The organism is Phytoactinopolyspora limicola (assembly GCF_011320225.1).
Lineage (GTDB): Bacteria > Actinomycetota > Actinomycetes > Jiangellales > Jiangellaceae > Phytoactinopolyspora > Phytoactinopolyspora limicola.
On the sequence record NZ_JAAOEN010000003.1, the window covers coordinates 111,850 to 137,179 of the forward strand.

Annotated in this window: 16 protein-coding genes; 4 read left to right on the forward strand and 12 right to left on the reverse strand. The window is 67.0% G+C overall.

Features of this window, described 5'->3' with window-relative positions; genetic code table 11:
* Positions 1 to 169 precede the first annotated feature (169 nt).
* Positions 170 to 2,986: an aconitate hydratase gene (locus G8760_RS09520; RefSeq protein ID WP_281355139.1), complete on the forward strand. Its 2,817-nt coding sequence runs from the start codon at positions 170 to 172 to the stop codon at positions 2,984 to 2,986.
* 807 nt (positions 2,987 to 3,793) lie between these two features.
* Here the strand turns inward: G8760_RS09520 and G8760_RS09525 are convergent.
* From G8760_RS09525 to G8760_RS09535, 3 genes are all read right to left on the reverse strand, one after another.
* Positions 3,794 to 4,135: a hypothetical protein gene (locus G8760_RS09525; RefSeq protein WP_166350280.1), complete on the reverse strand. Its 342-nt coding sequence runs from the start codon at positions 4,133 to 4,135 to the stop codon at positions 3,794 to 3,796.
* 2 nt (positions 4,136 to 4,137) lie between these two features.
* On the reverse strand, positions 4,138 to 4,611 hold the full coding sequence (locus tag G8760_RS09530; RefSeq protein ID WP_166350282.1) for a prevent-host-death protein: 474 nt from the start codon (positions 4,609 to 4,611) through the stop codon (positions 4,138 to 4,140).
* A gap of 123 nt (positions 4,612 to 4,734) precedes the next feature.
* Positions 4,735 to 5,202 (reverse strand): hypothetical protein, encoded by a 468-nt coding sequence (locus G8760_RS09535; RefSeq protein WP_166350284.1) that lies wholly within the window; start codon positions 5,200 to 5,202, stop codon positions 4,735 to 4,737.
* Between the two features lie 133 nt (positions 5,203 to 5,335).
* Between G8760_RS09535 and dxs the strand changes: the two genes are divergently transcribed.
* The 3 genes from dxs (at position 5,336) to G8760_RS09550 (ending at position 11,745) form a co-directional block, all read left to right on the forward strand.
* On the forward strand, positions 5,336 to 7,264 hold the full coding sequence (dxs, locus tag G8760_RS09540; protein ID WP_166350286.1) for a 1-deoxy-D-xylulose-5-phosphate synthase: 1,929 nt from the start codon (positions 5,336 to 5,338) through the stop codon (positions 7,262 to 7,264).
* 2 nt (positions 7,265 to 7,266) lie between these two features.
* Complete coding sequence (locus G8760_RS09545) at positions 7,267 to 8,559, forward strand: AI-2E family transporter (protein ID WP_166350288.1); 1,293 nt, start codon at positions 7,267 to 7,269, stop codon at positions 8,557 to 8,559.
* 321 nt (positions 8,560 to 8,880) lie between these two features.
* Positions 8,881 to 11,745 (forward strand): family 20 glycosylhydrolase, encoded by a 2,865-nt coding sequence (locus tag G8760_RS09550; RefSeq protein WP_166350290.1) that lies wholly within the window; start codon positions 8,881 to 8,883, stop codon positions 11,743 to 11,745.
* Between the two features lie 711 nt (positions 11,746 to 12,456).
* On the opposite strand, the gene G8760_RS09555 is transcribed toward G8760_RS09550, so the two are convergent.
* From G8760_RS09555 to G8760_RS09595, 9 genes are all read right to left on the reverse strand, one after another.
* Positions 12,457 to 14,568, reverse strand: coding sequence for a 3-hydroxyacyl-CoA dehydrogenase NAD-binding domain-containing protein (locus tag G8760_RS09555; protein ID WP_166350292.1), 2,112 nt, complete (start codon positions 14,566 to 14,568; stop codon positions 12,457 to 12,459).
* Entirely contained in the window at positions 14,568 to 15,833 is a 1,266-nt protein-coding gene (locus G8760_RS09560) for a thiolase family protein (RefSeq protein WP_166350294.1), read from the reverse strand. The genes G8760_RS09555 and G8760_RS09560 overlap by 1 nt, the downstream gene beginning before the upstream one ends.
* Positions 15,834 to 15,988: 155 nt before the next feature.
* Complete coding sequence (locus G8760_RS09565) at positions 15,989 to 16,696, reverse strand: DNA alkylation repair protein (protein WP_166350296.1); 708 nt, start codon at positions 16,694 to 16,696, stop codon at positions 15,989 to 15,991.
* A 101-nt stretch (positions 16,697 to 16,797) separates the two neighbouring features.
* Complete coding sequence (locus tag G8760_RS09570) at positions 16,798 to 18,282, reverse strand: ABC transporter substrate-binding protein (RefSeq protein WP_166350298.1); 1,485 nt, start codon at positions 18,280 to 18,282, stop codon at positions 16,798 to 16,800.
* Between the two features lie 31 nt (positions 18,283 to 18,313).
* On the reverse strand, positions 18,314 to 19,201 hold the full coding sequence (locus G8760_RS09575) for an ATP-binding cassette domain-containing protein (RefSeq protein ID WP_166350300.1): 888 nt from the start codon (positions 19,199 to 19,201) through the stop codon (positions 18,314 to 18,316).
* Entirely contained in the window at positions 19,198 to 20,997 is a 1,800-nt protein-coding gene (locus tag G8760_RS09580) for a dipeptide/oligopeptide/nickel ABC transporter permease/ATP-binding protein (protein ID WP_166350302.1), read from the reverse strand. Before G8760_RS09580 ends, G8760_RS09575 begins: the two co-directional genes overlap by 4 nt.
* Complete coding sequence (locus G8760_RS09585; protein ID WP_166350304.1) at positions 20,987 to 21,970, reverse strand: ABC transporter permease; 984 nt, start codon at positions 21,968 to 21,970, stop codon at positions 20,987 to 20,989. Before G8760_RS09585 ends, G8760_RS09580 begins: the two co-directional genes overlap by 11 nt.
* Before the next feature lie 30 nt (positions 21,971 to 22,000).
* Entirely contained in the window at positions 22,001 to 23,494 is a 1,494-nt protein-coding gene (locus G8760_RS09590) for an ABC transporter substrate-binding protein (RefSeq protein ID WP_166350306.1), read from the reverse strand.
* 64 nt (positions 23,495 to 23,558) lie between these two features.
* Positions 23,559 to 25,289, reverse strand: a complete 1,731-nt coding sequence (locus tag G8760_RS09595) for an ABC transporter family substrate-binding protein (RefSeq protein WP_166350308.1) — start codon at positions 25,287 to 25,289, stop codon at positions 23,559 to 23,561.
* Positions 25,290 to 25,330 lie beyond the last annotated feature (41 nt).

Here is a 25,330-nt window from a genome sequence, read left to right on the forward strand (position 1 = left end):
CCGCGGTCGGGTAAGGGCAACCTGATACGTGTCGTGTCAGGCGGCTGCGCGACCATGGAGCCTGTCAAGGCCCCGTCGGGATGCGCGGTTCGGCTGTCGCGGTCCACCCCGGGGCCAAGCTGGCGCTTCTGGGCCGCACGACGGCGAAGGCGAAAGGTTGGGATTGGACGTGGCGAGCAAGAACAGCTTCGGTGCGCAGGGCACTCTCCAGGTAGGGGGAGACACGTACGAGATCTACCGGCTGGCTGCCGCCGGGCCGGTCGAGCGCCTGCCGTACAGCTTGAAGATCCTGCTGGAAAACCTACTGCGCACCGAGGACGGCGCCAATATCACCGCCGATCACGTACGTGCGCTGGTCGACTGGGACGCTAAGGCCAAACCCAGCACTGAGATCCAGTTCACGCCCGCCCGGGTGGTCATGCAGGACTTCACCGGGGTCCCGTGCATCGTCGACCTCGCCACCATGCGCGAGGCCATGAGCGATCTCGGCGGAGACCCGGATCGGATCAACCCGCTGGCGCCGGCCGAACTGGTCATCGACCACTCCGTCATCGCCGACGTCTTCGGCGCGCCGGACGCGTTCGCCCGCAACGTCGAGCTCGAATACGAGCGCAACAAAGAGCGCTACCAGTTCCTCCGCTGGGGCCAGGGTGCGTTCCACGACTTCAAGGTGGTGCCGCCAGGCACCGGCATCGTGCACCAGGTCAACATCGAGCACCTCGCCCGCACCGTCATGGTGCGCGACGGTGTCGCGTACCCGGACACCTGCGTCGGCACCGACAGCCACACCACCATGGTCAACGGCCTGGGTGTGGTCGGATGGGGCGTCGGCGGCATCGAAGCCGAGGCGGCGATGCTTGGCCAGCCGGTCAGCATGCTGATCCCGCGGGTGGTGGGCTTCAAGCTGTCCGGCGCGTTGCCGGACGGCGCTACCGCCACCGACCTCGTGCTCACCATCACCGAGAAGCTGCGCCAGCACGGTGCCGTCGGCAAGTTCGTCGAGTTCTACGGCCCCGGTGTACCCGAGGTTCCGCTGGCCAACCGGGCCACCATCGGCAACATGAGCCCCGAATACGGCTCGACGATCGCCATCTTCCCCATCGACGAAGAGACGGTGCGCTACCTGCGGCTCACTGGCCGCAGTGAGCAAGAGGTGGCGCTGGTCGAGGCGTACGCCAAGGAGCAGGGGCTATGGCACGACCCGTCGGTCGAGCCGGAGTACTCGGAATACTTGGAACTCGACCTCGGTAGCGTCGTCCCCTCGATCGCCGGCCCGAAACGCCCGCAGGACCGGGTGTCGCTGTCCGACGGCAAGGTCGCCTTCCGTACGTCGTTGCGTGATTACGTCGCCGACGAGCCGGTCCCACACACCGATGTCGACGAAGCCGTGGAGGAGACCTTCCCGGCCAGCGACCCGGTGTCGGTACACCACGGCGACGGCGGCGAGACACCGCGTGAACTCGTGTCCGCCGCCGCCCGGTCCAACGGCCGCGCGTCGAAGCCGGTGCCCATCACCCTCGATGACGGCACCGAATGCGTGATCGACCACGGCGCCGTCGTCATCGCGGCTATCACGTCGTGCACCAACACCTCCAACCCATCGGTGATGGTCGGCGCCGCCCTCGTCGCGAAGAAGGCCGTCGAGCGTGGCCTAAACCGCAAACCCTGGGTGAAGACCACCCTGGCCCCTGGCTCCAAAGTGGTCATGGACTACTACGAGCGAGCCGGGCTCACCCCGTACCTGGAGAAGCTAGGGTTCCACCTCGTGGGCTACGGCTGCACCACGTGCATCGGGAACTCCGGGCCACTCCCGGAGGCGGTGTCGGCCGCGGTGAACGAGAACGACCTCGCCGTCGTATCGGTGTTGTCCGGCAACCGCAACTTCGAGGGCCGGATCAACCCCGACGTCAAGATGAACTACCTCGCCTCGCCACCGCTCGTGGTGGCGTACGCGCTGGCGGGCACCATGGACCTCGATCTCACCACCGATCCGCTCGGTACGGACGCGCAAGGGCAGCCGGTGTACCTGAGCGACCTCTGGCCCTCCCCGGCAGAGATCGAAGAGGTGGTCGACTCCGCTCTCGCGAGTGAGATGTTCACCCGCGACTACGCCGACGTGTTCGCCGGTGACGAGACGTGGCAGTCGCTGCCGACCCCCACGGGCAACACGTTCGAGTGGGACCCGCAGTCCACCTACGTGCGCAAGCCACCGTACTTCGACGGCATGAGCGCCGAGCCGAGCCCGGTCGCCGACATCAGCGGAGCGCGGGCCCTGGCCAAACTGGGCGACTCGGTCACCACCGACCACATCAGCCCGGCCGGCGCCATCAAACTCGACTCTCCGGCGGGGGAGTATCTGTCATCGCACGGCGTGGCGCGGCGCGACTTCAACTCCTACGGTTCCCGTCGGGGCAACCACGAGGTGATGATCCGCGGCACCTTCGCCAACATCCGGCTACGCAACCAGCTCGCCCCGGGTACCGAAGGTGGTTTCACCCGCGACTTCACCCAGGCCTCCGACCCAGCGGACGCCCCGGTCAGCACCATCTACGACGCCTCCGTCGCCTACGCCGAAGCCGGCATCCCACTCGTGGTCCTGGCGGGCAAGGAGTACGGTTCGGGTTCGTCGCGCGACTGGGCGGCCAAAGGCACCGCGTTGTTGGGGGTCCGGGCGGTCATCGCGGAATCCTTCGAGCGGATCCACCGGTCCAATCTGATCGGCATGGGTGTGCTGCCGCTGCAGTTCCCCGACGGCGAGAGCGCGGAGTCGCTGGGCCTGACTGGCGAGGAGACCTTCGACATCACCGGGGTCGAGGCCCTGAACGCGGGTGACACTCCGGCCACCGTGAAGGTCAAGGCCCGCGGTAGCCAGGGTGAGATCGAGTTCGACGCGGTGGTCCGGATCGACACACCGGGTGAGGCCGACTACTACCGGCACGGCGGCATCATGCAGTACGTGCTGCGTGAACTTGTCGGTAGTAAGTGACCTGCTCGAATATGAGACTGTTCAGCTGCACGAGAGACATACTTCGATCGCGGTCCTAGAGTCCCACAGAACGTGCCCCGTCAGGCATCGGCCTGGCGGGGAGCTTGTATTGTGCTGTTCCGTGGTCCGTCGTGTGCTGCTGGAGCATGGAACCTCTGATAGTCGCCTCTGCGGGTGCCGCCAGCATGGCCCTGGAAGCGCTGGCCATCCACATATGTTGGTACACATCATCGACACCCAAGCGCGGCCACGGTCGGCGACCAGACCTGCAGGGCCCTCGGCGCGTGGCGGACGGACCCACCTCGGCACCTCCTCGGGCTCCGTGGGTCGATGCCGACGCTGTTCCTGAACTGGGTCACACTCGGGGTGAGGGTGACCAGCGACTGCAAGGGCCCGGGCGAAACGCGCGGTCCTCGTCGCTGAACGACTTGGCCGCGAGGCCGAGCGATTACTGGGCGGCGTCGACCAGGGCAGGTACCTTCGCCCCACTGGCGTAGCTCTGCCTGCGGGCGGTGAGCATGCACTTGGCGGTGCTCACAGCGAGCCGAGGATCCGTGTCGACGCTGTCGGCGAGCCTGCGCAGGTGGTCCCCCGGATGGACTGCGGATCGGGAGAACATTTGAGCGCGTGCTCGGTCCAGTTGTTCCCCGACTGCGATCCGGCCAATTCGCACCGTGCCTCGTCGACGTCAAATCCGCCATCACGCAGAATCCGGGACCACTTGTCCCGTGGCCGTCGTTGTTGCCCCAGCCGGTCAAGATACCGGTGCACCCACTCACGCCGAGGAGTAAAGGACCCCATGCCCGGCTACTTCGTCTCGTTGGGATGCGAGGTGTGGACCTGCTCCAGGTAGACGGTGCTGCCGTCGACGTAGAACCACACCCGTGCAGTGCCTTTCAGCGTGGGCTTGTGCTGCCATCGCTCGTAAGTCCGCCCGCCCCGTGTGATCGTGCCCAGGGATCCCTCGAGCGGGTAGTTGGTCGGTGTCTTCGTCAGGGGTGTGTGGGTCAGGAAGTCCCAGGTGTCGCTCATGGGATTCCTGATCGTCGCCACGAGGTCGCGCCAGCCCTTCTCGGACTGCTTGGTGGCGTACTTCAACACGTACTCTGACCTTTTCGCCGGTCGCGGGACCAGGGACTCCTTGGGCATGATCAGGGACGCTCGACGACCGTGTCACTGCCAGCTTCGTCGTCCTCGTCGAGCCACTCGACCGGCTGCGAGCCCAGACCCGCGGCGATTGCCGTGGCCGTCTCGCGCCAGCTGGTGAGCTTGGCGATCGCCAAGTGCGGCTGATGCGTCGAGAAGGATGCGCGCGCGGCGTCGATGAGGTCTCGAGCGCATTCTTGCCGGTCTTCAGCGCTCAGCGCGTACATCCATGGGTACCGGCTAGCCATGCGTTCGGTCAGGGGGCCGTCATCGAGCGTCACCGTGATGAGCGTGGCCGCGATGTGCAGGAGTTCGGCCCGGGCGTCGGCTTCGCGTTTGGACATGAGCACCAGGGACTCGCCGTCGCGGCGGGTCACCGTGACAGGGTGGTCCTCTGCCTCGGCGAAGACCTCGGCGGAGTGCTTGCTCAGGTCCGAGGAGCGCCGGATGGCCGCGGGGAAGTCAGCTGCGAGTGTCATGGTTTTTATAGTATTCCGATCGTGTTCGGAAGTCCAACAAGTGGGTCGGCACTGCGCAGCCTGCGCTGACGGGTAGACGCTCGCGGCGAGGAGACGAGGGCTGCGGCGCAGGCTGCGGCGCGCCTATTGCGGCGGGTCGCCGTCGAACACCGACAGCGGTGCCTCGACGCCCTCCTCGCGCGGGCCCATCCCGAGGATGCCACCGAGCAGCACAACCAGCCCGATGATGCACAGCCACACACCACCGGACAGCTCACTTGTCTGCCAGTTGCCGTCGATCATCCGCATCACCGTCCACAGCACGAAGGTCACCGCGCCGATCAGCCAGGCCAAGCCGAGGATGAACCGGAACCGCAACACCGCGCCGAGCAGGCCCAAGGCGCCGACCACGGCCAATGGGGCGGCCACCGAGCCCCAGTACGCCGTGGCCGTACCCGCGGGGCTGGCCTGGAACAGTTGCTGTAGCGGCCAGTCCTGAGGCCCCTCATCCCCGTACCAGGCGGGATAGACGCTGATGGAGACGGTGAGAGCGCCCAGCAGAGCGATGCCCGCACCGATCCACCGCCGGGGCGAAGTGATCCATTGGTTCACATGCACTACCGTTGCACATTTGTGGGCACGGCGGCATCTTGAATGGCCCAGGGCAGGGTGCGTAGGCCGCCGATGACCTGACCGGTTCAGCACATAGGATGGCGCCGTAGTCCGGTAGAGGAGGCGAGGCGCGTTGGGCGTGCTCGAACGGGTGAATGAGCCCCGAGACTTGCGGAGTCTGTCGGCGGCCGAACTCGACACACTGGCCGCGGAGATCCGCGACCTGATCGTGCGCACGGTGTCGCGTACCGCCGGGCATTTGGGCCCCAACCTGGGGGTCGTCGAGCTCACCATCGCCATGCACCGGGTCTTCGACTCGCCGCGCGACCCCATCATCTTCGACGTCGGGCACCAGTCGTATGTGCACAAGCTGCTGACCGGCCGCGTGGACCGGTTCGACACCCTCCGGTCCAAGGGTGGGCTGTCGGGCTACCCGAGCCGGGCGGAGAGCGCCCATGACTGGGTAGAGAACTCACACGCGTCCACCGCGCTGTCGCATGCCGACGGCATGGCGAAGGCATTCGCGGTGCGCGGCGAGCGGGACCGCACCGTGGTGGCTCTCGTCGGCGACGGCGCGCTCACCGGCGGCATGTCCTGGGAGGCGCTCAACAACATCGCGGGCGACGCCCCCACCGACCCGAACAAACGTCCGCTGGTCATCGTGGTGAACGACAACGGCCGTTCGTACTCGCCGACGGTGGGCGGCTTGGCCCGGCACCTGTTCGGATTGCGCACGGACCCGCGGTACGAGCAGGCACTCGATCTCGTCAAACGGTCCTTGAACCGCACCCCGCTGGTAGGCCATGCGACGTACGAAGCCCTGCACGGGCTGAAGAAGGGGTTGAAGGACCTGCTGGCGCCGCAGGGAATGTTCGAGGACCTCGGGCTCAAGTACATCGGGCCGGTCGACGGCCATGACCGCGATGCCGTCGAGCACGCGCTCACCCAGGCCAAACGGTTCGGTGGCCCGGTCATCGTGCACTGCTTGACGCAGAAGGGCCACGGGTACGACGTCGCGGTGCGAGACGAGGTCGACCACATGCACAGCCCGTCGGCGTTCGATCCCCTCACCGGCGAACCCACCGGCCGCTCCGGTCGCGCGCTCACCCACACGTTCAGCGAGGCGCTCGTAGCCGCCGGGCGCCGACGGCCCGACGTCGTCGCCATCACGGCGGCCATGTTGTGCCCCACCGGCTTGGAGGCGTTCGCGCGGGCCTTCCCGGACCGCACGTTCGACGTCGGGATCGCCGAGCAGCATGCGGTCACGTCGGCCACCGGCATGGCCCTGGCCGGCCTGCATCCGGTGGTGGCTATCTACTCGACCTTCCTCAACCGGGCATTCGACCAAGTCTTGATGGACTGTGCGCTGCACCAGACCGGGGTGACGTTCGTCCTCGATCGGGCCGGCATCACCGGCCCGGACGGCGCATCACACCACGGGATGTGGGACATGTCCATCCTCCAGGTGGTACCCGGCCTGCGCCTGGCGGCGCCGCGTGATGCCACGCAGCTCGTGGAGCAGTTCGACGAGGCGCTGGAGGTCGCCGACGCACCGACCGTGGTCCGGTTCCCGGGTAAGGAGTCGGCCGAGATCGAGGTCCCGGCCCTCGAACGGGCAGGCACATGTGACGTCTTGGCCCGAGGCGAAGCGGCGGATGTGCTGTTGGTGGCGGTCGGCGCGATGGCGGCGGCGGGCGTCGAGGCGGCCGAGCGGTTGCGGGCCCAGGGGGTGGGGGTCACCGTCGTCGACCCCCGGTGGGTCAAACCCCTCGACGAGGTGCTCGTGCGGTGGGCCGGCGAGCATCGGCTCGTCGTCACCGCGGAGGACAACACCAGGGTCGGCGGTGTCGGTGCGTCGTTGGCGCAACTGATCCGCGACCACGGCGTCGACGTCCCGGTCCACAATTTCGGCATCCCAGCGCAGTTCCTCGATCATGGCAAACGAGCCGGCGTCCTCGATGAGTTGGGCCTCACCGGGCAAGGTTTGGCGCGGGAGATTTCCGGGCTGGTTGCCGCGCTGGAGTCCAACGAGTCGATGCCGTCACCCAGCGGAACGGTGTAGGCGTGCCCAAACTCATCGGCCGACGGCACAACAAACACGACACCAACGGGCCGCACCACGAAGGTGCCGACTGGCTCCAGCGCGAGGGTGCGGTGGCCTGGCGGCTGCTGGGTATCGGGTTGGTGATCGCCGCCTCGGTGTACCTGGTCATGCAGATCAAGTTCATTGCCATGGCGGTCGTCCTGGGTTTCGCCATGGTCTCGCTGCTGTGGCCGCTGGCGCGATGGCTGCGTTCGTACAAGATCCCCGCGGTGTTCGCGTCGTTGATCTCGGTTCTGCTCTTTCTGGGTTTCTTCTCGGGGATCGTCTTTTTCGTCGTCTACGAAGTCATCGAATCGTGGGACGACATGGTCCGGTCGGTCACCGGCGCCGTGCAGGAGTTCACGGAGTGGTTCGAGGAGGGGCCGTTCGGCCTTGATACGGGCAACATTCAGGATCTGCTGGACGACGTCCAAGACCAACTGGGTGACGTCCTCAGCGGGGTCGGGCAGGCCGCGGCCACCGGTATCACCCTGGTCGGCAACTTCGCCGCCGTCCTCCTGATCGCGATCTTCTTCACGATCTTCGCGTTGACCAGCGGTGACAAGCTGTGGGAACAGTTCGTTCGGACTCTACGGCCAGAGCACCAGGCGCCGGCACACGTGGCGTTCAAGGCGTCGATGAAGACCACCGGCAACTGGTTCTACGCCTCCACGGTGACGGGTCTGGTCGACGGGTTCTTCATCGGGCTCGGCCTGTTGATTCTCGACGTTCCGCTGGCCGTCCCGATCGGTGCCCTGACGTTCGTGATGGGATACGTGCCACTCGTCGGCGCCACCCTGGCCGGTGCGTTCGCGGTGATGGTGGCGTTCTTCTCCGGCGGCCTGAGCACCGCTATCTGGGCGCTGTTGATCGTGTTGGCGGTGCAGCAGATCGAAGGCAACGTCCTGTCGCCGCTGCTGATGTCGCGGGCGGTCCGGTTCCACCCGTTGATCACGCTGGTGCTCACCACCGGAGCGGGATTCGCGTTCGGTCTGGTGGGGCTGTTCCTGGCGATTCCGGTGGCTGGAGCGATCACCGCGGCGATCATCGGTTGGCGGCGAAAGATGCGGGAGCAGGAGGCCGCACACAAGGAGGCCATGGATATAGAGGCCGCCGAACGAGAGGCCAGCGAGGTGGGGATGCCCGGTGCGCGCGTGCCCGAGGTCGACGACGACGATCTCGTGGGCTCCCAGCCGGTCACGGAGCGGCGCGACGAGGCTGGTGACACCGGACATAACACGAGGTCGTCGCCGCCTGAGCAGGGCGGGGACTAGCTCGGCAGCGTTGTGGTTCCAGGTGTCGCTCGAGGGTCTTGACAAGCCTATGGTGGCCCGGTAGACACTAAACCAGCAATTTGGCAGGGACCTTTCCTAATTGATCGGTTGCCATGTCCGCGGAGCCTTCGCCCGTCACCGTCGACGGCCGGACGCGCCGATCGGAAGCATGAGTAGCCGACGGGGCAGCGTGCCTGCCGATATGGCCCGCAAGCACTGAGCCGGCGTGTGCGTGCGTGGTCTGTTGGTCCTGATGTCCGTCGATCTCTCCTTCCCTCGTCGCACGTGTCTACCCGGTCTCCCCATCGAGAGGGCCAAGCGATGAAATCCCCGGTCAGATCATCCATTCCACGCCTGCTGGCTGCGACCGGCTTGGCTGGTGCGTTGGTAGTCGCCAGCGTCGCCACCAGCGCCGGCGACGACCAGCAGGGAAGCTGTTACCCCACACCAACCGACCTGCTGATCACCTTCCAGCCGGTCGAGCATTCCAGCGGTGCGACGTCGGTGCGTACCGCATTGACGATCCACAACAACGACACCAGTTGCGCCCTGGACGACAATTGGGAGTTGTTCTTCAACTTCGTCCGTCCACCAACGGCGATCGTCAACGACGACGCCCGGCAGGAACTCGCCGATCAGGGCCTCGAGGTGAGCCGGGCCGACGCCGCGGACAGCGGCGACTACTACGTCATCCGGCCCACCGACACCTTCGACGCCGTCGACCCGGGTGAGCGGCGCGAGGTAGATTTCCTGGTCCAGCTCTGGACCATTCACAAGACCGACGCCCCGCAGGGGTATCACATCTCCTACGACGGCGGACCGCCCCATTGGGTGCCTGGCAAGGCGTTGCTCGATCCAACCGACCCGGCACAGACCACCGCCTTCTCCGGCGACGTACGCCCGGTCGAGTCGGCGGCGAGCCGGTTCGAGGAGAACACCACCGAGCTCATCGACCTGGAGCTGGCCGACCGGATCCAGCCGCGTCCGCTCTCCGCCACCGAGGGTCAGGGCACGCTGAAGCTGGACGACCGGTACGACATCCGGCACCCGGGACAGCTCAGCGGTGAAGCCGACTATCTCCGTTCGGCCTTGACCGATGTCCTCGACGGAGACTTCCCCCGCCACGAAGGCAAGAAGAAGCGGATCATCGACCTGTCGATCGACCCATATCTCGACGTCGACGGGGACGGAGACCCGGACCCGGAGGGTTACACCCTCGACATCGGCACACACGACATCCACATCGTCGGCGCCGACGCGGCGGGTGTCCTCTACGGCATCCAAACGCTACGCCAGTTGATCCCGGTCGACGTCTACGAGCAGGCGGCGTCGGGCACCAAAGCCAAGCGGGCCGAGATCCCGCGGGCCAGCATCGCCGATGCGCCCCTGTTCGGATTCCGGGGTCTACACATCGACGTCGGCCGGCACTTCGAGAGCAAAGAAACGATCTTGAAGTTCCTGGACCTGATGTCCTTCACCAAGCTGAACCAGCTCCACTTCGGCATCACGAACGACGAAGGCTGGCGGCTGGAGATCCCGGGCCTGCCCGAGCTGACCGACTTCGGAGCGCGCCGCGGATTCGACCTCGACGAGGTGGAAATGCTGCACCTGGGTATGGGATCGGGCAACGATCTCCTACCCGGCGACAACATCGAAGGCAAACCCGCCGACCGCCAGGAGGCCAACCTCGGCCGGGTCCCGACGTTCCAGGGTATGGAGCAGGCCACGGCCAACCTCGTCGGCAAAGGCAGCGGTCATTACACCGCCGACGACTTCGTCGAGATCCTCGAGTATGCCGCCGAACGACACATCGACGTCTACCCGGAGCTGAACTTCCCGGCCCACGCCCGCTCCTCGGTGCAGGCCATGGAGCGGCGCTACGAGCGGCTCAAGGACGAAGACCCGGAGGCGGCCGAAGAGTTCCGGCTGATCGACCCGGACGACACCACCGAAACCCGCAGCGTGCAGCTCTACAACGACAACCTGATCAACCCCTGCCGGGACAGCACATACACGTTCCTGCAGAAGGTCGTCGACGAAGTGGCGGAGATGTACGACGAAGCGGGGTTGGAGCTCACCAGGATCCACCTCGGTGCCGACGAACCGCCGAGAGACCCGGACCGCAACATGTGGGCCGCGTTCTCGCCGATCTGCCAGGAGAACCCGGAGACGGCCGGCAAGGACGACGACGAGCTGTGGGACATGTTCGTCACGAAGTGGAACGACATCGCGCTCAGCGCCGCGACGGCAACCACGGGATGGGAAGAAGTCCTGACCGTCGGCGACGCTCCGATGCTCGACAACTTCGCCCCGATGGCGTGGCAGAACGTGTGGGGCTGGGGGCTGGAAGAGCTCGCCTACCGGTACGCCAACGAAGGCCGCGAGGTCATCCTGGCCCACGCCACCGCGTTGTACCTGGACCTGGCGTACAACAAGGATCCAGATGAGCCCGGCTACTACTGGGCCAACTACATCGACGAGGAGAACACCTTCACCTACCAGCCGTTCGACGTCTATTCCACGGCCACCGTCGACCGCTGGGGCAACCCGTTCACCCCGAACCCCGACTGGGAGCAGTTGACCGAAGAAGGCAAGGGAAACATCCTCGGCATCGAAGCCCAAATGTGGGGAGAGAACGCCAAGGCGCCTGAGATCCGCGAATATCAGGCGTTCCCACGGCTGCTGGGCGTGGCGGAGCGGGCCTGGGTGCGCGACATCCCGAGTCCCGAGGAGATGCCACAGCACTGGGACGTGTGGTTGAACACACTCAGCCAGGTAACCCTGCCGCTGCTGTCGTACTACCAGGTTGTGGGCCTGCCCGACGTCGGCGTCAACTACCGCATCCCGCTGCCGGGAGCCGAGATCGACGACGACGGCCTGCTGACGGCCAACGTGCGGTACCCCGGGTTCACGATCCAGTACTCCAGCACGGGTGGACGGCACTGGCAGACCTACCCGGGTACCACGCCGGTCGGTTCGTCGGCCCTGGTGCGCACCGTTGCACCCGACGGTCGGACCAGCCGCATCGCGCCGGTGGACGTCGAGCACTGGGAGCCGGGCACGCCGTACCACGCGTGGTCGGTGGTGAATCACCAGGGAGAGCTGTTCAACGCGCGGCAGCCGCACATCTCCGTGCCGGGCTCGACGCCGGACGTCTCACCGGAGTTGTGGACACTACTGCAGTGAACGTGATATTGGCTCAGGTATCTAGAATGGAGTAACCATCCCCAGAGGGCGGGGCTGCTCGTGACCGGGCGGCCCCGCCCTCTCCCGCTTCACCCACCCCCGTTGTGCACCTGATCTCCGTTTTGTCACCTGATCGTTCCTGGCGGGGCGATCAGGTGTGCTGAGCGCGGGCGACGGGACACGCCGCCGATCCCGGTGCGACCTCGCGCACTTCGCTACCGCCAGATGGTGTTCAAGCCCGAATCCGGCCCCTAACACCATCTGGCGGTAGCGAAGTCCGAGACAGGGCAGCCCGGCCCCCTACCGCAAAAGGAAACGTGCTGATCTCCCGGCAACAACAAGGAGCCTTGCTGCGGCATTCGCTCCGGGCACAAGGAGGCTTACTGTCGCCAGGGCAACAACAAGGAGGCTTACTGCACACGGCGCCTCGCCATAAGGACGCTTGTTACAGCCCCGCCACCATGACGACGGCCGGCCCCGCGGTGACGGTCATACACGTCCACAAATGGTGAGCAGAACGGCGCGGTGGGCACTATGACGATCAGATGCACGACTAGCCACCACAACGACTTTTCGGCATCTGATCCTTAGAGCGTCCGCATGGTGGAGGCGATCAGGTGCAGCACACCGCGCCGCGCCCCGTCGTTCCGACACCTGATCGCCCCGGCAGAAACGATCAGGTGACAAAACGGAGATCAGGTGCGCAAGGGGTTAGGGGGAGGGGAGGCTGGCGACTCCGGGCGGGAGGAAGCGGCGGCCGGTGGTCTTCTCGGCGACGCCGGACCGGTCGAGGTACGGAGTGATACCACCCAGGTGGAACGGGTAACCGGCGCCGAGGATCATACACAGGTCGATGTCTTGTGCCTCGGCGACGACCGACTCGTCCAACATGAGCCGGATCTCCTCGGCCAGTGCGGTCAACACGCGTTCGCGTACGCCGTCGTCGGTCAGGGGGTCGTCGCCATGCTCAAGCAGCGCCGCGGTGTCGTCGTCGAGATATGGCTGGCCCTCCTCATCCCATGACCAGACACCTGGTTTACCAGCCTCGACTAGCCGGCGCAGGTTGTCCGACACGGGGAACCGGTCGGGGAAGGCGGCGTTGAGCGATTCCAAGACGTGGAGCACGACGGCGGGCCCGACCAGCTGGAGCAGCGCGAACGGCGACATTGGCAGGCCGAGTTTCAGCAGCGCCCGATCGGCTACGTCTAGCGGTGTACCTTGGTCGACCGCGGACAGGATCTCCGCGGTGAGCCGTAGCAGTAGCCGGTTGACCACAAACGCGGGTGCGTCCTTCACCAGGACGGCCGACTTCTTGAGCGACTTCGCGGCGGCGAACGCCGTGGCCAATGTGGCGTCGTCGGTCTGTTCGCCGCGGATGATCTCCAGCAGAGGCAGCACCGCGACCGGGTTGAAGAAGTGGAACCCGACGAGACGGCCGGGCACCTTGAGGACCGATGCCATCTCGGTCACGGACAGCGACGAGGTGTTGGTGGCCAGTATGCACTCGGAAGAGACGATCGACTCGAGCTCACCGAGGACCTGCTTCTTGATGTCCATCTGCTCGAAGACGGCTTCGATGACGAAGTCGGCGTCGGCGAAGACCGACTTGTCGGTGGAGCCGGTGACCAGGGCCTTTATGCGGTTGGCTTGGTCGGGGCCGATCCGGCGTTTGCTGAGGAGTTTGTCGACCTCGGCATGGACGTAGCCGACGCCGCGGTTCACGCGTTCGTCGTCGAGGTCGGTCATGACGACGGGGACCTCGAGCCGCCGCGCGAACAGCAGCGCCAGCTGGCTGGCCATCAGCCCGGCGCCGACGATTCCCACCTTGGCGACCGGCCGGGCGAGGTCCTTGTCGGGTGCGCCGGCCGGTCGCTTGGCACGACGCTGGACGAGGTCGAACGCGTAGAGCCCGGCCCGCAGTTCTTCACTCATGACGAGGTCGGCCAACGCTTGGTCTTCGGCGGCGTACCCTTCCTCCCGCGACGACGTGCGCGCAGCGGAGATCAGCTCCAGCGCCCGGTATGGAGCCGGCGCGGCGCCGTGCACCCTGGCGTCGGCGATGGCCCGGCCACGGGCTACCGCGGCCTCCCAGGCGGATTCGCTCCGGTCGATCGGCGCCCGCTCGACCGTAATGTCTCCACGGACCACCTTCGCGACCCAGGCCAGAGACTGCTCGATGAAGTCGGCCGCGTCGAGGGCAACGTCGGCGAGGCCCAGTTCGGCCAGCTTCGGCCCGTTGAGCATCCGGTTCTGGTTCAGGGGGTTCTCGACCATGACGGTGACCGCGGTGTCGGGACCGGCGATGTTGGGCACCTGCCAGGCCCCACCCCAGCCGGGGATCAGGCCGAGGAACACCTCGGGCAGGCCGAGCCCGTTGGCCGCCTTGCTGACCGTGCGGTAGGTACAGTTGAGGGCGATCTCCAGCCCGCCACCGAGGGCGAGGCCGTTGATCAGGCCGAAGGTGGGCACTGGGCCGTCGGCGAGTTTGCCGAAGACCTGGTGGCCTAGCCGGGCGACCTCGACCGCCTGGCCGTGGTCGGCGATCATCGCCATACCTTTGAGGTCGGCGCCGGCGGCCAGGATGAACGGTTTGCCGGTGATGGCGACGGCGACGACGCCGGGTTCGGCGTAGGCCGTGTCGATGGCCCGCTCCAGGCCGCGCAGAGTGGTGGGTCCGAGGGTGTTGGGTTTCTTGTGGTCGAATCCGTTGTCGACGGTGATCAGTGCCGCCTTGCCGGCCCCGAGCGGCAGGTCGACGAAGGTGACGTGGGCGTGGCTGACGACCTCGTCGGGAAAGGTCGGGAAGGTGTCGGCGGTGGTCATCAGGCTGCGGCCTCCTGATCGTCAGCGGGGCGGTCGGTGTCCTGCTGGGCGGCGGGGGAGTAGTGCGGGTTCTCCCAGACGACGGTGCCGCCCATGCCGAGCCCGATGCACAGTGTGGTGATGCCGTACTGGACGTCGGGGTGGTCCTCGAACTGCCGGGCGAGGTGGTTCATGAGACGTACACCCGACGACGCCAGTGGGTGGCCCACGGCGATGGCGCCGCCGTAACCGTTGACGCGGGGGTCGTCGTCGGCGATGCCGAAGTGGTCGAGGAACGCCAGCACCTGGACGGCGAACGCCTCGTTGATCTCGATGAGGCCGATGTCGTCGATGGTCAGGCCGGCCTGTTGGAGCGCCCGCTCGGTGGCGGAGATGGGGCCGACGCCCATCATTTCCGGCTCGACTCCGGTGAACGCGTACGCCCGCAGGAGCATCTTGGGGGTCAGTCCGAGTTCGGCGGCCGTGGTGGTGTCGGTGAGTAGGGCTGCGGTGGCGCCGTCGTTGAGGCCGGCGGCGTTGCCCGCGGTGACCCGGCCGTGGGGGCGGAACGGCGTGCGCAGCCCGGCGAGACCTTCGACGGTGGTGTCCGGCCGGGGTGGTTCGTCAGCGGTGGCCAGCCCCCATCCGGACTCGGTGCTGCGGGTGGCGACCGGTACGAGGTCGGGTTGGATCTTGCCGTCGGCGTAAGCCTTGGCGAGCTTCGCCTGACTGGCCGCGGCGTAGGTGTCGGCGCGCTCCCGGGTGAGGTGCGGGAACCGGTCGTGCAGGTTCTCCGCGGTGTTGCCCATGACGAGGGCGGACGGGTCGACGAGCCGTTCGGACAAGAACCGGGGGTTGGGGTCGATGCCTTCACCCATCGGGTGCCGGCCCATGTGCTCGACTCCGCCGGCGATCACCGCGTCGTAGGCGCCGAAGGCGATCCCGCTGGCAGCGGTGGTGACGGCGGTCATCGCGCCGGCGCACATGCGGTCGATGGCGAAACCCGGGACGGAACGCGGCAGTCCGGCCAGCAGTGCCGCGGTGCGGCCGATGGTGAGCCCTTGGTCGCCGGTCTGGGTGGTGGCGGCGATGCCGACCTCGCCGATACGTTCCGGAGGCAGCGACGGGTTGCGCCGCAACAACTCGCGAATGCAGTTGACGACGAGGTCGTCCGCGCGTGTCTCGGCGTACATACCGCCCGCCTTGCCGAACGGCGTACGCACGCCGTCGATGAACGCGACATCTCGAAGTTGCCTGGTAGACGGGGACACGAAACCCTCCTGCATGGGCGGACGGCGATGGCCGCGGGCGCCATCGGCACGGGAACGATGTGTCTCGTGGACATTACCCCGCGGCCGGATTGGCACCTGCTCTGACGCCATATTACTCACGAGTAACAATACTCGCCATCCCGCCCCGCGTGTCGAGCTCGACGCGCCGGTCAGGTACAGGACAACACGTTCTTGAGCGCCTCCCGGCGGGACAACGGGGAGAGTTGATCATGGTGGATGGAGACGAACGTCCGCACCCACGCGGGGTCGAGCTTGGCGTGCTGGCGTAGCGCCCAGCCGATGCCCTTGCGGAGAAAGAAGTCCTGATCGTCGAGGTTGGCTAGCACACATTCCCGTAGGAGCTCGATGTCGATCTCCTCGCCCGAACCCACCTGACAGATCACCGCCGTGCGGCGGCGCCAGCGGTCGGGATCACGCGACCAGGCCCGGATGACCGGCGCGGTCGCCTGCGGATGAGCCCGCAGCACCCGGCCCACCAGGTGGATGGCGACGTCGTCCACGTGATCCCACCACGCGCCGGTGACGATCAGATGATCGTAAAGGGGGAGTGACGTGGGGTCGCTGGCCCATTCGGTGTAGGCGCGCGCCTGGGCAACATCAGTAGCGGCATAACGCTCCTCGCGGTACTTCGCGCCGTCCCACAGATCGCGGACGGCCGCCTCCCAGGAGCGGTGGTCGGGCAGGGTGTGCGCCCGCAGTACCGGCCGCAACGCGCGAGCCCGGGTCGGCTTCTGCACCCCGAGGAACGGCATCTGCGACTTCATGTAGGCCCGCATCGGCTCTGCTTTGTCCGGGTCAGCGGCAGCCCGGAGCGCAGCTCGGATCTCGGCGACCAGCCGACCGTCGTCACGGCTCACGGCGACCACCTTAGAGCCTGGTCCCCGGAGTCGGCGCCGGGGTGGCCACGACGTGGACACCCCGCACCAACCCCGGGCTCGGCCCCAGGCGTCGGAAGGCGTCAGCCGGCCACTGGCCGCATCCGGCCCCAGTGCCACCACGGCACGGTGTAGTCGAGTTGGTCGGCCCAGCCGAAGAAGTCTTTGCTGCGCGGGTAGTACATGCCGTACCAGAAGAGGGGGACCCACTCGGTGTCGCGGGCCCAGACCGCCTGCAACCGTCGGTAGTGTTCGCCTCGTTCGGTCAGCGTGGTGGCCTCCCGGGCGGCCTGGTAGGCGGCGTCGACGTCGGGGTTGCGGTGCCCACCCATGTTGTTCCGCCCGGTCGACGAGTACTTCGTCGCCGTGATCTCGGGGTCCGGCGCCATCGAGCCGCCGACGATGATCAGGTCGAACTTGCGGTCGCGGCGGACCCGCTCGGCCCAATCCACCGACGGCAGACCGTCGAAGGTGACCTGGAAGCCCACAGCACCGAGCTGCCGGGCGACGATCTCAGCCAACGGGCGGTGGCCGTGGAACATGTCCATGTAGTACATCCGGAGCGGGCCGCGCCGGCCGGCGGCGTCGGCGGTCAGCCCCGCCTCGTCGAAGAGCCGCATCGCCTGCTCGACGTCGTGCCCCGGCGCCCTCGCCTCGGGATTGAACGCCCACTCGGAGGTGGCGAGCAGGTAGTGGTCCCACGCCTGGGAGACCCCGGGGTCGCCCAAAGCGGCGATGTCGGCGCGGTTGATGGCGTGGGCGATGGCCCGCCGGGCCCGTCCGTCCTGCCACCGGGGTTGGGTGTGGTTGAAGTCGAGCAGGGCCATCCCGGGCCCCTCGCGGGTGAAGAGCTCGACGTCGGTGCCGTCCAGCAGGTGCAGCCGGTCTCTGGTGAGCGTGTCTTGTGGAACGATGTGTGCCTCGCCGCGGGTGACCATCCGGACACATTCGTCGCGGTCGGGGACGATTTTGAGGATGAGCCGGTCGATCTGTGGCCGTGGCCCCCAGTGGTTCTTGACCGCTTCCATGATGACGTGTTCGCCCGGCACCCACTCGGCCAGCCGGAACGGGCCGGAACCCACCGGGGCGAGGTTGTGCGGATTGGTCGCCCAGTCCGTTCCTTCGTACAGATGCCGCGGCAGAATGTGCGCGAAGATGAAGTTGCCGAGCAGGACCAGGAAGCCGGAGTTCGGCGAGCTCAGGTGGTAGTCCACCGTGTGGTCGTCCACCGCGACGATCCGCTCGACGTCGGTCAGGAACATGGCCCCCTGATAACCCATCTCTTTGGCATGGCTGTGGGTGTAGACGACGTCGTGTGCGGTGAGGGGTTCGCCGTCCTGCCAGCGGGCGGCCTTGTTCAGGTGGAAACGCCAGCGGCGGGCGCCGTCCAGGCATTCCCAGTGGGTCGCCAGGTCCGGGTGTGCATTGATGTCGTACCACTCGTTGAGGATGACGCGGTTGTAGATGTTGTTGCAGGCCAGGTAGCCGGCGCTGCCGGTGGTGTTGCGGTAGACGTCGTTGAACTCGACGGCGTCATGCGGGGTCGCGACGATGAAGTCGACAGTCAACGTGGTTCTCTCCTTGAGTGACTAGCGCCGGTCAGAGGATCTCGCCGACCGGGCACGGGGCAGGCCGGCTATCGTCGGTCGGCCAGGCGCGGGTGAGTGTGCGTGGTTTGGCCCGCTCGGCCCGCGGATCGGGAATCGGAACCGCGGACAGCAGTTCCTGGGTGTACGGGTGGTGCGGGGAGCCGATGACCTGACTGGTGGTGCCAAGCTCGACCATCTGGCCGCCGAACATGACACCCACCCGATGCGACAGGTCGGCGACGACGGCGAGGTCGTGCGCCACGAACAGGTACGACACCGACCGCTGCTCCTGGAGGTCGCGAAGCAGACCCAGAATCTCCGCCTGAACGGACACGTCCAGCGCCGACACCGGTTCGTCGAGCACGATGAGCCGGGGGTCCAGAGCCAGCGCCCGGGCGATGGCGATCCGCTGCCGCTGCCCGCCGGAGAACTCGTGCGGGAATCGGTCCATACTCGCCGCGGGGAGCCGGACCTGGTCCAACAGCTCGACGAGTCGGCTGGTCGGCATCGGTACTCGTTGGATGCGGGCCGGTTCGCTGATGACGTCGGCGACGGTCATCCGCGGGTCGAGTGAGGTGTACGGATCCTGGAAGACCACCGACATGTGGGTCCGGAACCGGCGGGCGTCCGCGCCACGGAGCTGGCTCAGGTCGGTGCCGGAGAACCGCACGTGACCGGCCGTGGGCCGTTCCAGTCCGAGGATGGAACGGAGCAGCGTCGTCTTGCCCGAACCAGATTCGCCGACCACGCCCAGGGTCTCCCGCTCGGCGAGCTCGAAGGACACCCCACACAACGCGTGCACCACGCCGGCCCCGCGTCGCCGGGCCCGCCGGCTCGGCTTGAAGTGGGTGGCCAGCCCGGACACGGCCAGTACGGCCTCGGTGGATGTGGTGGTCACGGGCGCCTCCCGTCGGATCCGAGGTGGGGGGCGAGCGCGAGCAGCTTCCGGGTGTATTCGTGTTGTGGTGCGTCGAACATGCTGAACACGTCGGCTTCTTCGACGACGACGCCCGCCCGCATGACCGCGACCCGGTCGGCGATCCCGGCCACGAGGGCGAGGTCATGGGTGATGAACAACATCGCGGCGCCGGTGCGTTCGCGGGCGATCGCCAGCGTCGCCATCACCTGCGCCTGGACGGTGACGTCGAGTGCGGTGGTGGGCTCGTCGGCGATGATCAGGTCGGGGTCGTGGATCATGGCCAGCGCGATCGCCATCCGCTGCCGCATCCCTCCGGACAACTGGTGCGGATAGTGGGTCAACACACTTCGCGGATCCTTGATGGCGACGCTGTCGAGCAGCTCGACGGCCCGGTCGGTGGCCGACCGGCCGCTCAGCCCGGCCAGCCGCATCGAATCCGCGAACTGGGCACCGATGGTGAGCGCCGGATTGAGCGAGGTGGACGGATCTTGCAGGATCATCGCGATCCGCCGGCCCCGGTACCGCCGCCACCGCTCGAAGCTCAGATCGGTCATCTCGTCGCCGTCGAACCGGATGGAACCGGTGCAGAGCGCGGCTGGCGGGACCAGACCCACCAATGACAGGGCCGTCATACTTTTCCCTGAGCCGGACTCGCCGACCAGCGCGACGACTTCCCCGCGGCGAATGGAGAGGTCGAGATCGTGTACCGCGGGCTGCCCGGCGAAATCGACCGTCAACCCGGCGATGTCGACGAGGGTGTCGGGACGCTGCGGACCGCTCGAGCCGGCGGGGCGGGTCCGGGCAGCCGACGCGGTGGCGGCCGCCCGCGCTCGCCGTACCGCGCGGCTGGGTGTGGTCAACGGGTTCACCGGCGACGACTTGGGGTTGAACGCGTCGCGCAGACCCTCGCCGGCGTAGTTGACCGACAACACGATCAGGATGATCAGCAGACCGGGGAAGTAGAACAGCCAGGGCCGGGTCAACACCGCCGATTGTGCGTCGGCCACGAGCAACCCCAGCGACGTGTCCGGGGGTTGCACACCGAAGCCGAGGAACGACAGTCCGCTTTCGGCGAGGATCGCGGTTCCGAACATCAGCGTTGCCGCGACGATGATGTGATCGGCGACGTTCGGCACCAGATGGCGGAACATGATCCGCAGATGCCCGGCGCCCATCACCCGGGCGGCGTCGATGTACGGCAACTCGCGCAGGCTGAGCACTACCCCGCGGACCAACCGCGAGACCGACGTCCACATCAGTGCACCGAGCACCAGCGCCAGCGCGCTCCACGACACCCCGCCCGCCGATACCACGGAGCCGAGGAAAGCCGCGATCGCGATGGTCGGCAGCGTGAGGGTGAGGTCGACCAGGCGCATGACCGTGGCGTCGACATACCGGCCGAAGTAGCCGGCCACCACCCCGAGGACCACGCCGATGAAACAGGCGACCACCGTCACCGAGAACGCGATCAGCAGTGATTGCTGCAACCCGCGCAGGATCTGCGCCAACAGGTCGCGGCCGAGTGTGTCGGTGCCCATCGGGTGGGCCGGCGACGGCGGCTGGGACAGATCCGGGGTGATCTCGCCGTAGTCGTAGGGCCAGAACCTGGGGGCGACGACGGCGACGAGCACCAGCAGCAGGAGGACGGTCAGCCCGGCGACCCCTAACCGGTGGCGGCGGAATCGGCGAAGGACATAAGCGGCGCGGCGGGTCCGTGGCGGACCCGGAGCCGTCGGGGCGGACACCATTCCAGGTCCGAGGTCGTTAGTCGCCATAGCGCACCCTCGGGTCGGCGACCGCGTACAGCAGGTCCGCGATCAGGTTGAACAGGACGACGGCAGTGGCGGCTACCAGTAGCCACGCCAGGACGGCGTTGGTGTCGCGTAAGGTGATCGACTCCAGGAGGAACCCACCCATGCCGCGCCACTGGAAGACGGTCTCGGTGATGATGGCCCCGGAGAACAACACCGGCAGATCCAGCGCGACGATGGTGATGATCGGGATCAGCGCGGGCCGCACGACGTAGGAGCGGACGATGCGTCGGCGGGACAATCCTTTGAGCACGGCGAAGCGGACGTGGTCGCTGGCCAGGCTCTCCACGACGGCGGTGCGCTGATACCTGCTCCACGTCGCGAAATGGACGAGGGCGAGCACGATCGTCGGCAGCATCAGGTGGGCCATGGCGTCGAGAACGGCCGCGATCACTCCGTCGGGCGGCGGCACCGACGACGCTCCCACGGTGGCGAAGACCTGGTAGCCGAACAGGTTGTTGAACCCGATACCCCACTGTTTGAGCAGGACCGCCAGCCAGAACGACGGCAGTGCGAGCAGCACGAACGCCGCCGGGGTGAGCACCACGTCGGGCCAGCGCCGCTGCCGCAGCGCGGACACGGTGCCGGCCAGCATGGCGAGTACGAGTGCCAGGACGATGGCGACCACGACCAGCCGGAGGGTGACACCGAGCCGGCTGGTCAACTCGGCGCCGATGTCGCGGGTGGCGGTGGTGGACGGTCCGAAGTCGCCCTGGAACAGCCCGGTGATCCAGGTGATGTATCGCTGGACCAGGGGCTGGTCGAGTCCGAGCCGGTGTTCCTCGGCCTCGATCACCGAGTCCGGCACTGGTGGTTGGCGGTCGCGCAGTTCGGCCAGCGGGTCCCCGGACACGGAGATCACGAGGAAGATGACCATCGACGACAAGACAAGTACGCCGACGGCGCTGGCCAGCCTCCGCACTATGAGTCTGCCCATGGACGCTGCTCTCTTTGGTGGTGAGTGACGTCAGGCCGGGCTGGTCCCGACCGGCCGGATGCGACCCCAGTGCCACCATGGCACGGAATATCCCACCTGGTCAGACCACCCGAAGAAGTTGGTGCTGCGGGCGAAGTAGGTGCCGTACCAGAAGAGCGGGACCCATTCGGTGTCGCGGGCCCAGATCGCCTGCAACCGTCGGTAGTGATCGCCTCGTTCGGCCAGGGTGGTGGCCTCCCGGGCGGCGACGAAGGCGGCGTCGACGTCGGGGTTGTGGTGCCCGGCCATGTTGCCTTGGCCATCACTGGTGTATTTGGGCGACATGATCTCCGGGTCCGGGGTCATGGACCCGCCGACGATGATCAGGTCGAAGTCACGGCGGGCCGTCACCTGGTCGGCCCACTCCACGGAGGTGAGCCCCCGGAACTCGACGTCGAGCCCGGCCGCGGCGAGCTGGCTGGTGATGATCTCGGCGAGCGGGCGGTGGCCGTGGAAAAGATCCATGTAGTACAGGCGCAGCGGGGCGGTGCTCGACCCGCCGGTGATCCCGGCCTCGGCCAGCAACGCACGCGCCTGGTCGAGATCGTGGGCGGGTGCGATGGCGTCGGGGTTGAACGCCCACTCGGAGGTGGCGAGCAGGTAGTGGTCCCACGCCTGGGAGACACCGGGGTCGCCCAAAGCGGCGATGTCGGCGCGGTTGATGGCGTGGGCGATGGCCCGCCGGGCCCGTCCGTCCTGCCACCGGGGTTGGGTGTGGTTGAAGTCGAGCAGGGCCATACCCGGGCCAGGGTCCTGCATCAGCTCGATGTTCGCCGTCGCACCGTCGAGGAGGTGCAGGCGATCCCGGGTGAGAGTGTCTTGCGGGAAGTAGTGTGCCTCGCCGCGGGTGACCATCCGGACACATTCGTCGCGGTCGGGGACGATTTTGAGGATGAGCCGGTCGATCTGTGGTTGAGGCCCCCAGTGGTTTTTGACCGCTTCCATGATGACGTGTTCGCCCGGCACCCACTCGGCCAGCCGGAACGGGCCGGAGCCGACCGGGGCGAGGTTGTGCGGATTGGTCGCCCAGTTGGTGCCTTCGTAGAGGTGTCGCGGCAGGATGTGGGTGAAGATGAAGTTGCCGAGCAGGACCAGGAAGCCGGAGTTCGGCGAGCTCAGGTGATAGTCGACGGTGTGGTCGTCCACCGCGACGATATCTACTACGTCGCGGAGGAACCGGCCGCCGGTGTAACCCATCTCCTTCGCGTGCAGGTGGGTGTACACGACATCGTGTGCGGTGAGGGGTTCGCCATCGTGCCAGCGGGCGGCGTGGTTGAGGTGGAAGCGCCAGCGGCGGGCGCCGTCCAGGCGCTCCCAGTGGGTGGCGAGGTCGGGGAAGGCGTTGATCTCGTTCCACTCGTTGAGGATGACGCGGTTGTAGATGTTGTTGCAGGCCAGGTAGCCGGCGCTGCCGGTGGTGTTGCGGTAGACGTCGTTGAACTCGAGGGCGTCATGCGGGGTCGCGACGATGAAGTCGACAGTCACGGAGGTGAGGTCCTTTCGGAGAGCACACGAGTGCGGGGGAGACCGAGGGGATAAAAGCGGGGTCCTACTCGACTCGGCCCCACTGCTCGACGTTCATCGTCGTGCCGTACTTGCTGGGATTAACGAAGATGTTGCGGTACTCGTCCGGGTGCACCGCCATCCATGGCGAGGCGAACAGCGGCATCACCACACCGTCGCCGAGCAGGGTGAGGTCGAGCTCGTTCATGAGCTCCACCTGCCGGGCCGGGTCGAGCTCGGAGCTGGCCTCGGCGAGCAGCCGGTCGGCCTCGGCCGAGGAATAGCCGAAGGAGCGTGGTGCGTCGGTCCCGTACCACTGCTGCATCGACAGCGGACCGAGGTCCAACGCGGTGCCGGTAGCCATGATGTCGAAGCTGCCGTCGCGCAGGGCGGGGGAGTAGCGGCTGCCGTCGGCGGGGTCGATGACGATGGTGATCCCCAGCGGCCGTAGCTGCTGCTGGGCGATCTGCGCCAGTTCCATCCGTAGGTCGTCCGTGGCCAGGGTGAGGAAGGTGAGCTCACGCAGCGGGCTTCCGTCGGGGAGGACGAGCTGGTCGCCGTCGAGGGTGTACCCGGCGTCTTCGAGGACGCTGATGGCGGCTTCGATGTCGCCGATGCCCATCCCGACCACGTCGGTGTTCTCCCGGTAGGCGTCGATGTCGCCAACCACCTGTCCGGGGATATGGACGCTGCTCTTCATCAACGGCTGGTCCGGAGCGAACTGGCCGATGGTCCGGGTACGCATGTCCTCGAAGTCGAGTGCGGTAGCGATGGCCGTACGCAGGGCGGGGTCGCTCATGACGTCCCCGGTGGTCTTCATGCCCAGGTGGTAGTAGGTGAGCGTGGAGCCCATGGTCACCGTCATCCCCGACATGGTCCGGACCTGTTCGAGGGTGTCCAGCGTTGGTGTCTGGTACACCAGCTGGACCTCGCCGTTCTGTAGCGCTGTCACTTGTTCGCCCTGGCCGGTGATGTATCGGGTGATGATGGTGTCCAGATGGGCCGGCTCGCCGTACCACTCGGGGTTCTTCACCATCGTCATCGAGACCCCGTCGGTGTAGTCCTCGACGACATACGGCCCACCCGACACGGCGGGCACGTTGGTGCTGAAACCTTCGTTGAACGACGTGGCCAGATCACCGTAGGAGTCGGCGACGTGGGCCGGCAGGATGTAGTTGAACAGGCTCTGCCACGGCGCGAACGGCTCGTCGAACACCATGGTCACGGTTCTGCCGTCGTCGCTGCCGTCGACGGTGTTGATCAGCGAGTAGCCCTCGGTGAACGCGGCGCTGCACTCCGGGCACTGTGCCGGGTCCTGGACCGCCTGGGTGTAGGCGAAGTCGTCGACGGTGATCGGGGTGCCGTCGGACCATACGGCGTCGGGCTGGATCCGATACTCAACCGTCATTGGGTCGTCGGCGATGACTTCCGCCGACACTAGGAGCGCTTCGTTGACGACCACCGTGGTGTCGGGGTTGGTGAGGAACGGATGCGGGTACAGGGGCCACTGCTGCTGGCGCTGGCCGGTGGTGTCACCGGCGGCCGACAGCGGGTTCCAGTCGACGATGGGGCTGGTGGCGGCGATGGTGAGGGTGCCGCCGTCGACGACCTCGGCCACCTCGGCCGGGTTGGTGGTGCCGGCTTCGTCGCCGGTGGAGTCAGTGGTGCCGGTGGAGCCGTTGGCGTCGTCGTCGTCGGCCATCGCGCTACAGGCGCTGACGCCGACGACGGCCAGCAGGCCGAGCGACGCGACGATCAACCCAGATCTCGTGGACACAAGTCCTCCGTTTCCGGTTCCCCGTTGTTCCCCATGTGTTG